General features: G+C 67.1%; 12 protein-coding genes. 10 read left to right on the top strand and 2 right to left on the bottom strand.

What is annotated here, in order from left to right; all coding sequences use genetic code 11:
• The first annotated feature begins 220 nt into the window (after positions 1-220).
• The 9 genes from bcsD to argE all read left to right on the top strand — a co-directional run bounded on the left by bcsD (position 221) and on the right by argE (position 7,939).
• Positions 221-676 (top strand): cellulose biosynthesis protein BcsD, encoded by a 456-nt coding sequence (gene bcsD, locus BX604_RS26475; RefSeq protein WP_098554066.1) that lies wholly within the window; start codon positions 221-223, stop codon positions 674-676.
• A 54-nt stretch (positions 677-730) separates the two neighbouring features.
• Entirely contained in the window at positions 731-1,258 is a 528-nt protein-coding gene (bcsR, locus tag BX604_RS26470; protein ID WP_098553736.1) for a BcsR/BcsP family cellulose biosynthesis protein, read from the top strand.
• Positions 1,255-2,043, top strand: coding sequence for a cellulose biosynthesis protein BcsQ (gene bcsQ / locus BX604_RS26465; protein ID WP_098553735.1), 789 nt, complete (start codon positions 1,255-1,257; stop codon positions 2,041-2,043). The genes bcsR and bcsQ overlap by 4 nt, the downstream gene beginning before the upstream one ends.
• Before the next feature lie 153 nt (positions 2,044-2,196).
• Positions 2,197-2,430: a flagellar transcriptional regulator FlhD gene (locus BX604_RS26460; protein ID WP_098553734.1), complete on the top strand. Its 234-nt coding sequence runs from the start codon at positions 2,197-2,199 to the stop codon at positions 2,428-2,430.
• A gap of 89 nt (positions 2,431-2,519) precedes the next feature.
• Positions 2,520-3,914, top strand: a complete 1,395-nt coding sequence (locus BX604_RS26455; protein ID WP_098553733.1) for a phosphomannomutase/phosphoglucomutase — start codon at positions 2,520-2,522, stop codon at positions 3,912-3,914.
• A 258-nt stretch (positions 3,915-4,172) separates the two neighbouring features.
• Entirely contained in the window at positions 4,173-5,537 is a 1,365-nt protein-coding gene (locus tag BX604_RS26450) for a flavin-containing monooxygenase (RefSeq protein ID WP_098553732.1), read from the top strand.
• A gap of 122 nt (positions 5,538-5,659) precedes the next feature.
• Positions 5,660-6,097: a RidA family protein gene (locus tag BX604_RS26445; protein ID WP_098553731.1), complete on the top strand. Its 438-nt coding sequence runs from the start codon at positions 5,660-5,662 to the stop codon at positions 6,095-6,097.
• Between the two features lie 8 nt (positions 6,098-6,105).
• Complete coding sequence (locus tag BX604_RS26440) at positions 6,106-6,783, top strand: DUF1028 domain-containing protein (RefSeq protein ID WP_098553730.1); 678 nt, start codon at positions 6,106-6,108, stop codon at positions 6,781-6,783.
• Positions 6,776-7,939, top strand: coding sequence for an acetylornithine deacetylase (gene argE, locus BX604_RS26435; protein ID WP_098553729.1), 1,164 nt, complete (start codon positions 6,776-6,778; stop codon positions 7,937-7,939). The genes BX604_RS26440 and argE overlap by 8 nt, the downstream gene beginning before the upstream one ends.
• A gap of 90 nt (positions 7,940-8,029) precedes the next feature.
• On the opposite strand, the gene BX604_RS26430 is transcribed toward argE, so the two are convergent.
• On the bottom strand, positions 8,030-8,953 hold the full coding sequence (locus tag BX604_RS26430; protein WP_098554065.1) for a LysR substrate-binding domain-containing protein: 924 nt from the start codon (positions 8,951-8,953) through the stop codon (positions 8,030-8,032).
• 366 nt (positions 8,954-9,319) lie between these two features.
• On the opposite strand from BX604_RS26430, the gene BX604_RS26425 reads away from it, so the two are divergent.
• Positions 9,320-10,741 carry a purine-cytosine permease family protein gene (locus BX604_RS26425; RefSeq protein WP_098554064.1) on the top strand — a complete coding sequence of 474 codons (1,422 nt, stop codon included), beginning with the start codon at positions 9,320-9,322 and terminating at the stop codon, positions 10,739-10,741.
• A 118-nt stretch (positions 10,742-10,859) separates the two neighbouring features.
• On the opposite strand, the gene BX604_RS26420 is transcribed toward BX604_RS26425, so the two are convergent.
• A complete protein-coding gene (locus BX604_RS26420; protein ID WP_098553728.1) occupies positions 10,860-13,139 on the bottom strand; it encodes an FdhF/YdeP family oxidoreductase in 2,280 nt (759 codons plus the stop codon).
• Between the last annotated feature and the right edge of the window lie 122 nt (positions 13,140-13,261).

Below are 13,261 nucleotides of genomic sequence, written 5' to 3'. Positions count from 1 at the left end.
CGGCCACATGCCGCACCGTTCGCCGCGACGCAATCGTTTTTCTTCCGCAGCCATGACGCTGCGTGTCGGCCGCGGCTCGATGTACCTCGATGAGGCTTGGCGTTTTTCGACTAGATGTCGGGTGACATTCGCACGCGTCGATTCGCTACGATGCCGGGAAAACACGATCGGCGCGATTGCCGGCCGTATCGATCATCTCTCATCGGGGAATGCGGCCGTCATGCAAGTTGTTCTCGAGCATCTTCTCGAGCGTCAAGTGTCGCCACAATGGCGTGGTTTTCTGCAGGCCCTGGCCGGCGAATTCGCCGATCAACTCGATCACGACGAGTTGAGGCTGCTGATGGCACGCGTCGGAGGACGCTTTGCCGCCGCACATCCTCTGCCGCCTTGCGAGTCGACCCGCGATCTGGCGCTTGCGATGAACCGGCAGTGGCGCGACGCGCAATGGGGATATGTCGAGCTATCCGACGAGCGCGAATTCCTGCTCATCACGCATTACGCCGCACCGTTGCGCGCGCTCGGCGACAACAGCCTGGTGTGGTCTTCCGCCTTCCTGCAAGGCGCATATCAATGCTGGTTCGAAAGCGTCGGCGCCGTCGGCTTGCACGTGGTCCAGGCGATGTCGCCCGAGAACGATTCGCGGATCGAACTGTGGTTCGGGCGGACCAGCAAGTGAAAAGGCGGAACGACCTGTGTCCGATCCGGTTTCCCGATAACGAAAGGGTGCGCCATGTCGACCTCAGCCGATATCGAATCCCTGTTTAGCCGTTGTGACGGCGATGCCGAACGCTTTCAGAAAATCCGTGCGGAATCCGAATGGGCCCGGGCGCGCTGGCCGTTGCTCAACGCCATCGAGCTGCACGCCGACACGCAGCATCAACCTTGGCACGTCGCGTTGTCAGATGATGCATCCGCGTTTGCCGCCGGCACATCCGGCCTGCGGGTAGCATGCGATGGGGCGGTTGCTGTTTCGACGCTGCCGTTCGCAGCACGGCCGACACGGATTTCCGATGTGTTCGACGGCGATTCCGTATGGCCGCGCCCGTCGACGAAAGCCGTGTTCGCGACCGACCGTCCGGTCGACGCCCGTTACGCGGATGAAGCGGACCGATCGTCCGACACGCTGAAGAAGTGGTTTGACCAGTCGACAGCACCGGACTCGCGGGAACCGCTGGTCCGATTGTTCGACCGCCTGCGGGCCGATACGACGGAAGCGGGTACGCTCGCGCGAATCCCGCTATGGACGATTCGTCCATGAAGATCATCGTGATTGCCTCGGCGAAGGGCGGTGTCGGAACGACCACGCTGGCGGCCAACCTCGCATCCGCGATCGCGGCGATGGGGCGGCGGCGCGTCGTCGTCGTCGATTTCGATCCGCAGAATGCGCTGAGGTTGCATCTGGACGTGCCGCCCGATATGACCGATGGCCTTGCCGGCGCAGCGCTGAACGCGCGGCGCTGGCCGTCGGTGACCGCCGACGGAATGACGATCGTGCCGTTCGGCGTCTTGAGCGAAGCCGATCAGCGTCGCTTCGAGCGACAGCTCGACCGGGATCCGTCGTGGCTGGCTCAGGAACTCGCATCGTTCGGACTCCGCGATGACGACATCGTGATCGTCGATACGCCGGCCGGTACATCGGTTTATATGCGAGCGGCACTGACGGCGGCGCATTTCGTGCTCAACGTCGTGCTTGCCGATGCGGCGTCGTATGCATCGATCCCGCAGATGCGGCGGATGATCGATGCCTATGCGACACGCCGCGCGGATTTCGTCGGCGAAGGCTATGTGGTCAATCAGGTCGATCAGTCGTGCGAACTGGGTCGGGACGTGCTTCGCGTGCTGTGCGACCGGCTGGGGGCACACGGGTTCGGCGGCGTGATCCACGTCGGCGAAGGGGTGGCCGAATCGCTCGCGTACCGGATGACGGTGAAACGCTACGATCCGTACTCGCAGGCCGCCGCCGACCTGAGCGCGTGCGGGGCATGGCTGGACCGCGCGATCGACGCACGGGTTGCCGACGACTCGACACGGTGCGTCGCATGAGCGCACTGGCCTGGCGGATTTCTTCTAGGCTTTGTCCGTCGATCCGGGCGGCCGGGACGTAGAGTGTGTCATCGACGACATTCGGGACGTTGCAAAGACGGTCCCGCGCAAATCGGACGGCAGAAATGCATCGCCGTCCTATCAGACAGGATCATGGCCGAACAGGACGATATCTCCGGTGCGATCGCGGAATTCAACCGCTCGTATCTCATGCTGGCGAAGTGGATGATCCTCACCAATCGAGACGAAGCCAAACGACAACTCGGCATCTCGGACATGACGGCATCGTCCATCGTCGCACTCACGCTGGCTCAAATCGACGAACTGGCCGAGCGTGGCGAACTGTTCTGCGAATTTCGCGCCGACGCGGCTCCGGGGCGGGCCTGACGTTCGCTGTCGCGAATCCGGCCGCGGAGCGCGGTTGCGTCGCGTGACGACCGCCATTTTTCCGTGCATGCAACCGAGATAGACACTCGATGATCTCCCAATCCATCTTCAAGGCATATGACATTCGCGGTGTGGTCGGCAAGACGCTCGACGCCGACACGGCGCGCGGGATCGGCCAGGCCTTCGGCAGCGAAGTGCGTGCCCAGGGCGGCGACGCGGTCGTCGTCGCGCGCGACGGCCGCCTGTCGGGGCCCGAGCTCATCGGCGCACTCGCCGATGGCCTGCGTGCGGCGGGCGTCGACGTCGTCGACGTCGGCATGGTGCCCACGCCGGTCGGCTATTTCGCGGCGAGCGTGCCGCTCGCGCTGAAGGGCGGCGAGCGCCGCGTCGATTCGTGCATCGTCGTCACGGGCAGCCACAACCCGCCCGACTACAACGGCTTCAAGATGGTGCTGCGCGGCGCCGCGATCTACGGCGAGCAGATCCAGGCGCTGTACCGCCGCATCGTCGACGCGCGCTTCGAGACGGGCAGCGGCTCGTACGAAGCGGTCGACGTCGCCGACCAGTACATCGAGCGCATCGTCGGCGACGTGAAGCTCGCGCGCCCGATCAAGCTCGTCGTCGACGGCGGCAACGGCGTCGCGGGCCCGCTCGCCACGCGCCTGTTCAAGGCACTGGGCTGCACGCTCGTCGAGCGCTTCACCGACATCGACGGCACGTTCCCGAACCACCACCCGGATCCGGCCCACCCGGAAAACCTGCAGGACGTGATCCAGGCGCTGAAGGACACCGACGCCGAGCTGGGCTTCGCGTTCGACGGCGACGGCGACCGCCTGGGCGTCGTCACGAAGGACGGCCAGATCATCTATCCGGATCGTCAACTGATGCTGTTCGCCGAGGAGGTGCTGTCGCGCAACCCGGGCGCGCAGATCATCTACGACGTGAAGTGCACGCGTCACCTCGCGCAATGGGTGAAGGCGAAGGGCGGCGAGCCGCTGATGTGGAAGACGGGCCACTCGCTCGTGAAGGCGAAGCTGCGCGAGACGGGTGCGCCGCTGGCGGGCGAGATGAGCGGCCACGTGTTCTTCAAGGATCGCTGGTACGGCTTCGACGACGGCCTCTACACGGGCGCGCGCCTGCTGGAGATCCTCACGAAGACGGCCGACCCGAGCGCGCTGCTCAATGGCCTGCCGGACGCGATGAGCACGCCCGAACTGCAGCTGTGGCTCGACGAAGGCGAGAACTTCCGCCTGATCGACAAGCTGCAGAAGGAAGCGAAGTTCGAAGGCGCGGACGAAGTGGTGACGATCGACGGGCTGCGTGTCGAGTATCCGGACGGCTTCGGCCTCGCGCGTTCGTCGAACACGACGCCGGTGGTGGTGATGCGGTTCGAAGCGGAGACGCGCGAAGGGCTCGAGCGCATCCAGGCGGACTTCCGCCGCGTGCTGACGGCCGCGAAGCCGGAGGTCGAACTGCCGTTCTGACCACGGGCGGGGCAGCGGCGCACGTGACCGCGCGTGCGCATCGGCGCGGCCGCCGATCGTCGGCGAAGCCCGACACGCCGCGCGCAGCAAGGCCAGCACCGCCTCTTCCTTCGTCCCGCCCAGCTTTTTGCTCGTCAACAACCACAAAAAACATCATTTCGCCCAAGTCTGCCTGTCAGCAGAATGTCTCCATTCCCACTCGCGCGATATCAGGCGGCACACGTGTCGCAGCGAGCCGCACTTCAGAAGGAGACAGCCGTGGCAGTGCAAACAACTTCAATCGATACGCTGGTCGTCGGCGCCGGGCAGGCCGGCGTGGCCATGAGCGAGCACCTGGGCAAGCTCGGCGTGCCTCATCTCGTGCTGGAGCGCGACCGCATCGCCGAACGCTGGCGCACCGGGCGCTGGGATTCGCTGGTCGCGAACGGCCCCGCGTGGCACGACCGCTTCCCGGGGCTCGAATTCGACGGGCTCGACCCCGATGCGTTCGCGTCGAAGGATCAGGTCGCCGACTACTTCGAAGCGTATGCGCGCAAGTTCGGTGCACCGATCCGCACCGGCGTCGACGTGAAGCGGGTCACGCGCAACGCGGGCAAGCCGGGTTTCGTCGTCGAGACGTCCGACGGCACGATCGAGGCGAACCGCGTGGTCGTCGCGACGGGGCCGTTCCAGCGTCCGGTCATTCCGCCGATCGCGCCGATCGCGCCGATCACGCCGGACGACGCCAGCCTCGTGCAGATCCACTCCGCCGACTATCGCAACCCGGCGCAACTGCCTGACGGCGCGGTGCTGGTCGTCGGCGCGGGGTCGTCGGGCGTGCAGATCGCCGACGAACTGCAGCGCGCGGGCCGGCAGGTCTATCTGTCGGTCGGCCCGCACGACCGGCCGCCGCGTGCGTATCGCGGCCGCGACTTCTGCTGGTGGCTCGGCGTGCTCGGCGAATGGGACAAGGAAGTCGCGACGCCCGGCCGCGAACACGTGACGATTGCCGTGAGCGGCGCGCGCGGCGGTCATACGGTGGATTTCCGCGCACTGGCGCATCAGGGCGTGACGCTCGTCGGGCTGACGAAGTCGTTCGACGGCGGCGTCGCGGTGTTCGAACGCGATCTCGCGGTGAATCTCGCGCGCGGCGACGAGAACTACCTGTCGCTGCTCGACGCGGCCGACGCCTATGCGGCCCGCAACGGCCTCGACCTGCCGGAAGAACCGGACGCGCGCCGCATCCTGCCGAATCCGGACTGCGTGACGCAGCCGATCCTCGCGCTCGACCTGGCCGGTGCCGGCGTCACGTCGATCGTGTGGGCGACCGGTTATGCGGTCGACTACGACTGGCTGAAGGTCGACGCGTTCGCCGCCAACGGCAAGCCGCAGCATCAGCGCGGCGTGTCGAAGGAGCCGGGTATCTATTTCCTCGGGCTGCCGTGGCTGTCGCGTCGCGGCTCCAGCTTCATCTGGGGCGTGTGGCACGACGCGAAGCACATCGCCGACCACATCGTCACGCAGCGCAAGTACCTCGACTATCACGACGCGTCGCAACGCCGCGTGCAAACGCGCGCGGAGCCGGGCAACGCGACGCACGCGGTGCCGGCCGATGCCCGCCCGCTGGCCGACGCGATCGGCTGATCCGCATTCACGCCGCGGGCCGTGCGTTGTACGACGCACGGACGCCGCACCAACCCGAACCCCGCCGCGCCGCGACCGCTTCCGGCCCGGCGGGCGAACACACCGACATTCGAAGGACCTCGATGAGCCAGCCTACCCATACGCGTATCCGCATGTTCAACACGAAGGATACCTACCCGAACCAGACGCTCGACAACGACCTGTGCCAGGCCGTGCGGGCCGGCAACACCGTCTACGTGCGCGGCCAGGTCGGCACCGATTTCGACGGCCGCCTGATCGGCCTCGGCGACCCGCGCGCGCAGGCCGAGCAGGCGATGAAGAACGTGAAGCAGCTGCTCGAGGAAGCCGGCAGCGACATCACGCACATCGTGAAGACGACGACCTACCTGACCGACCCGCGCTATCGCGAGCCGGTGTACCAGGAAGTCGGCAAGTGGCTGAAGGGCGTCTATCCGATCTCGACGGGGCTCGTCGTGTCGGCGCTCGGCCAGCCGCAGTGGCTGATGGAGATCGACGTGATCGCCGTGATCCCGGACAACTGGCAGTCGAACCGCGCATAGGAGGCGACATGACTTTCTCCATCGTCGGGCGCTGCCCGGAAACGGGCCAGCTCGGGATCGCGATCAGCTCGTCGAGCATCGCGGTGGGCGCGCGCTGTCCGTGGGTGCGCGCGGGCGTCGGCGCGGTCGCGACGCAGAACATCACGCTGCCGGCGCTCGGCCCGCAGATCCTCGATCTGGTCGAGCACGAACAGCTCGCGCCGGCCGCCGCGCTCGACCGCGCGCTCAGCGCCAACGGCTGGAGCCAGTACCGGCAGGTCACGGTGATCGACGGGCAGGGACACACGGCGTGCTTCACGGGCAAGGAAGCGCTCGGCACGCACCATGCGGTGCAGGGCGAGCAATGCGTGGCGGCCGGCAACCTGCTGGCCGCGCCGGCCGTGATCGACGCGATGGCGCGCGCGTTCGAGCAGGCGCCCGGGCTGCTCGCCGATCGCCTGCTGGCCGCGATGCATGCGGCGATCGCGGCGGGCGGCGAGGCGGGGCCGGTGCATTCGGCCGCGCTGAAGGTGGCGGGCGACGTGACCTGGCCGATCGTCGACCTGCGCGTCGACTGGGCGGATGCCGACCCGATCGGGCAGCTCGATGCGCTGTGGCAGGCCTATCGCCCGCAGATGCAGGACTACCAGACGCGCGCGCTGAATCCGACCGTCGCGCCGAGCTACGGAGTGCCGGGCGATGAGTAATCCATCGAGCCGCGCGCTGCTCGAACGGCTGGTCGGCTTCGCGACGGTCAGCCGCGATTCGAACCTCGCGATGATCGCGTTCATCCGCGACTATCTCGACGGCTTCGGCGTCGAGAGCGAACTGTTCTACAACGCGGAACGCACGAAGGCGAGCCTGTACGCGACGATCGGGCCGCGCGATCGCGGCGGTATCGCGCTGTCGGGCCATACCGACGTGGTGCCGGTCGACGGACAGGCGTGGACGGTCGAGCCGTTCCGGCTGACCGAGCGCGACGGCCGGCTGTACGGGCGCGGCACGGCCGACATGAAGGGTTTCATCGCGTCGGTGCTCGCGGCGGTGCCGGCGTTCGTCGCGCGACCGTTGAGCCTGCCGGTGCATCTCGCGTTCTCGTACGACGAGGAGGTCGGTTGTCTCGGCGTGCGGCCGATGCTCGAAGCACTGGCCGTGCGCGAACACCGGCCGCGCCTGTGCCTGATCGGCGAGCCGACCGAGCTGAAGCCGGTGCTCGGCCACAAGGGCAAGCTGGCGATGCGCTGTCACGTGAAGGGCGCGGCGTGCCACTCCGCGTATGCGCCGCTCGGCGTCAACGCGATCGACTACGCGGCGAAGCTGATCGGCCGGCTCGGCGAGATCGGCGCGACCCTCGCGCGGCCCGAGCATCACGACAGCCGCTTCGATCCGCCGTTCTCGACGGTGCAGACGGGGTTGATCAAGGGCGGCCGCGCGCTGAACATCGTGCCGGCCGAATGCGAGTTCGATTTCGAGGTGCGTGCGCTGCCGGCGTTCGATGCGCACGACGTGCCGAGAAAACTGCAGGACTATGCGGAATCCGAACTGTTGCCGAAGATGCGCGCGGTGCAGGCCGATACCGACATCCGGTTGCAGCCGCTCGGCGCGTATCCGGGGCTCGCGACGTCGCCGGACAGCGAAGCCGCGCGACTGCTCGCGCTGCTGAGCGGCTCCGAGGCATTCGGCACCGTCGCGTTCGGCACCGAGGGCGGGCTGTTCGGGCAGGCGGGGATTCCGACGGTGGTGTGCGGGCCGGGCAGCATGGACCAGGGACACAAGCCCGACGAGTTCGTCACGCTCGATCAACTGCACGGATGCGACGCGATGCTGGGCCGTCTCGTCACGTATCTCGCTTCGGCGGGCTGACCGGACTGCATCGAGCTGCATCGGACGACGGAACCGCACGCTGCCGCTTCGCGGTGCGTGCGGTTCCGCTGTTGCGTCCGGCGTCCGTCGTCAGCGCGCCGATGCGTCGATGATCTGCGCCAGCCGTTCGCGGCAGAACTCGACGAACGACTGCGCCTGCTTGGTGAGCTGCCCGCGCTTCAGGCGCGCGGTGACGAGGCCCGACGGGCTCACCGTTTCGGTGAGGCCGATCGTCACGACGCGCCGGCCGTCGTACGTGTATTCGGAATGCGGCCGCGTGACGAGCAGCGAGAAGCCGAACCCCTGGCCGACCATGCCGCGCACCATCTCGATCGACGGCGAGCCGAACACGATGTTCGGCGTCAGCCCGAGTTCGTGAAACAGGCTGACGAAGTACGTGCGGCTCGGCTGCACGTCGAGCAGGATCATCGGCTCGACGCTGAGATCGCGCAGCGACACGTGCGCCTGCCCGGCAAAACGATGGTTCTCGGGCAGCAGCACGTACGGCTGCTGCGGCGGCATCAGCGGTTCGGTCTCGATCGTGCCGTCGAGGTCGTGGTCGTAGAGGAACGCGAGATCGAACGTGCCGGCGGTCAGCCCCTGCACGAGTTCCTGCTGGTCGCCGTCGCGCAGCCGGATGTTGACGCCGGGGTAGCGCTCGCGAAACCCGGCGATCAGTTGCGGCAGATAGAGCGGCGCGACCGTCTCGAAGCAGCCGATGTCGATCTGTCCGGTGATGACGTCGTTGTCGGCCAGCGCGTTCTGTTCGAATTCGTGCGCGATGCGCAGCAGCTCCTGCGCTTTCCGGTAGAACCGCGTGCCGCTCGGCGTCAGCGACACGCCCTGCGCGTGATGGCGGATGAACAGCTTCACGCCGAAGCTCTCCTCGAGGCCCTTGATCGCGCTGGAGATCGACGGTTGTGCGATGAAGAGCTGACGTGACGCTTCGGCGACGCTGCCGGATTCGACCGTCGTCACGAAATATTTCAGTTGCCGCAAAGTGTAGTGAGCCACGAGCACCTCTGATACCGGCGCCGCCGCGTGACGCCGCGGCGCGCATTCCGTCCATTGCTGTGCGTAGCACCTTACCCGAAGAAGCGTTGCGCCGGCATCTCCGCTACAGAGTTTTTTCGTATGTCCCGGAAATATTTTTAGTATTTTCCGGTCGCTTCATGCGTGGCGCACCATCGTCTGCAACCTGGATCGCAACGACGCCGCACACATGCTGGCGGAGGCTTCATTCGTCCCCGCATGCATCGCGTCATGGGTGCGCGATCGGCGCATCGTTGCCCGCGTATCCGGACCCGATTGCAGGCGCGCATCTCGTCGCGCCGGCTGACACGGCAAGCGCGCATCGCGCGCCAGACAGGAGACATCGCCATGACCACCGCGGACCGCAACGCGTCCCCCATGATAGAGAAACACACGATCGGCTACGTGCCGCCGGCCGATCGCCACGGCAAGGTGCGCGACCTGTTCACGCTCTGGTTCGGCGGCAACATCGCGCCGCTGCCGATCGTGACGGGCGCGCTCGGCGTGCAGATCTTTCACCTGAACCTGATGTGGGGAATCGTCGCGATCGTCGTCGGCCAGGCGGTCGGCGGCGTGCTGATGGCGCTGCATTCGGCGCAGGGGCCGCAGATGGGCATCCCGCAGATGATCCAGAGCCGCGCGCAGTTCGGCTCGTGGGGCGCGCTGCTGGTCACGGTGATCGCGGCGGTGATGTACGTCGGCTTCTTCGCATCGAACATCGTGCTGGCCGGCAAGTCGGTGCATGGCATCGCGTCGTCGGTGCCGGTGCCGGTCGGCATCGTGATCGGCGCGGTGGGCTCGGGGCTGATCGGGATCGTCGGCTACCGGTTCATCCACATCCTGAACCGGATCGGCACGTGGGTGCTCGGCATCGGCATTCTCGTCGGCTTCTGGATGATCCTGTCGCACGTGAGCACCGCCGATTTCCTCACGCGCGGCGGCTTCGACTTCGCGGGCTGGCTCGCGACGGTGTCGCTGTCGGCGTTGTGGCAGATCGCGTTCGCGCCGTACGTGTCGGACTATTCGCGCTATCTGCCGGAAGACGTCGGCGTCGCGTCGACGTTCTGGGCGACCTATCTCGGCTGCACGATCGGCTCGACGCTCGCGTTCATCTTCGGCGCGGTCGCGGTGCTCGCGGTGCCGGCCGGCGCGGACACGATGGATGCCGTGAAGCAGGCGACCGGCCCGCTCGGGCCGCTGATGCTCGTGCTGTTCCTGCTGAGCGTGATCAGCCACAACGCGCTGAACCTGTACGGCGCGGTGCTCGCGGTGATCACGTCGGTGCAGACGTTCGCGTACAAGTGGATTCCGACCGCGAAGGCGCGCGCGGTGGTGTCGGTGGTGATCTTCGTCGGATGCTGCTACGCGGCGATCGGCGCGTCGACGAACTTCGTCGGCAATCTCGTCGACCTGGTGCTCGCGCTGCTGGTCGTGCTGGTGCCGTGGACAGCGATCAACCTGATCGACTTCTACGTGATCCACAAGGGCAAGTACGACATCAAGTCGATCTTCCTGGCCGACGGCGGCGTGTACGGTCGCTTCAATCCGCAGGCGCTGCTCGCGTATGCGATCGGGATTCTCGTGCAGATTCCGTTCATGAACACGCCGATGTACGCGGGCCCGATTCCCGCGCATCTCGGCGGCGCGGACCTGTCGTGGGTCGTCGGGCTCGTGCTGACGTCGCCGCTGTACTACTGGCTCGCGACGCGCGACAGCGCCTACCGGCGTCGCCAGACCGGCGCGCATCTGCCGCCGTCGGCGGCACGGTAAGCGGCGCGAGCTGCGACGTGACGCAAAAAGGCCGCCGCATCGGTGACGATGCGGCGGCCGTGGGCAGGGGCAGGGATGCGGCGGGCCGGCGCGTGCGCATCGCGCGCCGGCCTGCGGGTCAGACGAGCGCCGAGCGCGCGACGCGCACCGGCACCGACTTGTACGACGGCGTGCCGCTTTCCTTGTCGATGTAGTCGAGCGGCACGAGCACGTTCGCTTCCGGGTAATACGCGCCGACCGACCCCGGCGCGATGTCGTACTCGATCGCGGTGATCTTCTCGAGACGCAGCGTGCGGCCCGATGCGGTGATCGTCTCGATATCGACGAGGTCGCCGTGCTCGAGCCCGTACTTCGCGAGATCCGCGACGTTCATGAACAGCACGTCGCGTCGTCCGAACACGCCGCGATAGCGGTCGTCGAGCCCGTAGATCGTCGTGTTGTACTGGTCGTGGCTGCGCAGCGTGATGAGCCGCAGCACCTGTTCGCCGCCGAGCACGTCCGCGTCCTCCTTCACGCCGGTGTAGACCGAGAACATCGCCTTGCCGGTCGACGTGGGCCACACGCGCTCGGTCGGCGGCAGCGGCAGCCGGAAGCCGCCTGGTGTGCGGATGCGTTCGTTGAACGCCTCGAAGCCGGGCACGGTGCGATCGATCAGGTCGCGGATGCGGTCGTAGTCGGCGATCAGGTCGAGCCATGCAACCTTGCTGGTCGGCAGCGTCGCATGGGCGATCCCCGCGACGATCGCGGGCTCGGAGCGCAGTTCGTCCGACGCAGGCTTCAGCTTGCCGGCGGATGCGTGCACCATCGACATCGAATCCTCGACGGTGATCGACTGCCGGCCGCTCGCCTGCATGTCGAGCTCGGTGCGGCCGAGCACGGGCAGGATGTAGGTTTCCTTGCCCACCAGCAGGTGCGAGCGGTTCAGCTTCGTGCCGAGATGCACGCTCAGGTCGAGCTTCGCCATCGCCGGGAACGACAGGTCCGGATCGGGCAGCGCAACCGCGAAGTTGCCGCCGAGGCACAGCAGCGCCTTCGCCTGGCCGTCGATCATGGCCTGCATCGCCTGCACGGCGTCGTGCCCGTGATGCGCGGGCGGCTTGAAGCCGCACACGTCCTCGATCTTCTGCAGGAACGCGGCCGACGGCTTCTCGGTGATGCCGACCGTACGGTTGCCCTGCACGTTCGAGTGGCCGCGCAGCGGGCACACGCCCGCGCCGGGCTTGCCGATGTTGCCGCGCATCAGCAGCAGGTCGGCGATCAGGCGCACGGTGGCGGTGCCCTTGTTGTGCTGCGTGACGCCCATCCCGTACGTGATGATCGTCGCGTTCGACTTCGCATACGCGAGTGCGACCTGTTCGAGCTGCGCCTGGGCGAGGCCGCTCGCGCGCTCGATGTCGTCCCACGACGTGGCCTGCAGGTCGGTGGAGAACGTGTCGAAACCTTCGGTGTGCTGCGCGATGAAATCGCGGTCGAGCACGTCGCCGCGCTCGGCCTCGAGCTGCAGCAGCGCCTTCATGATGCCCTTGAGCGCGGCCGCGTCGCCGCCCGCGTCGACCTGGTAGTACGTCGACGCGATGCGCGTCGAGCCGAACGACGCCATCTCGATCATGTCCTGCGGATCGGCGAAGCGTTCGAGCGCGCGTTCGCGCAGCGGGTTGAACACGATGATCGGCACATTGCGGCGCGAGCACTCGTGCAGCGTGCCCATCATCCGCGGATGGTTGGTGCCGGGGTTGTGGCCGATCGAGATGATCAGCTCGCAGTGGTCGAAATCCTCCAGCGAGACGGTGCCCTTGCCGATCCCGATCGACTGCGGCAGGCCGACGCTGGTCGGCTCGTGGCACATGTTCGAGCAGTCGGGGAAGTTGTTGGTGCCGAGTTCGCGCGCGAACAGCTGATAGAGATACGCGGCTTCGTTCGACGCGCGGCCCGACGTATAGAACTCGACCTGCTCGGGCGGCAGCGCGCGCAGCACTTCGCCGATGCGCGCGAACGCGTCGTCCCATGCGACCGCGCGAAACGTGTCGGTCGCGCGGTCGTAGACGAGCGGATGCGTGAGCCGGCCCATGTTCTCCAGCTCGTAGTCCGACATGCGCAGCAGCGACGCCACGGTGTTCGCCGCGAAGAACTCGGGCGTCACGCGCTTGGTCGTCGCCTCCCACGTGACGGCCTTCGCGCCGTTTTCGCAGAACTGGAACGTCGACTTGTGTTCCTTGTCGGGCCACGCGCAGCCCGGGCAGTCGAAGCCGTCGGGCTGGTTGGTCCGCATCAGCACGATCGGCGCCTCGATGGTTTCCATCTGCGTGCGCACGGCCTCGGCTGTCGCGCGAAGCGCGCCCCAACCACCGGCGGGCCCATCGTACTTCCTGATGCCTGGCACTTCGCGTCGATTTGTCATGTGAATCTCCTTGAGCCGGTTCCGCTGCCGGGTGGCTCGGGTTGCGCCGCATCGCGGCGTGGGGTGGCTCCGTCGCATGGACGGAGCCGGTCATGCATGCCTGGGCATTGGCACCTGCGCGG

The organism is Burkholderia sp. JKS000303 (genome assembly GCF_002563755.1).
Classification (GTDB): Bacteria; Pseudomonadota; Gammaproteobacteria; order Burkholderiales; family Burkholderiaceae; genus Burkholderia; species Burkholderia anthina_B.
Note: the sequence above shows the minus strand (reverse complement) of the source record. Positions and strands in the feature narration are given on the sequence as shown.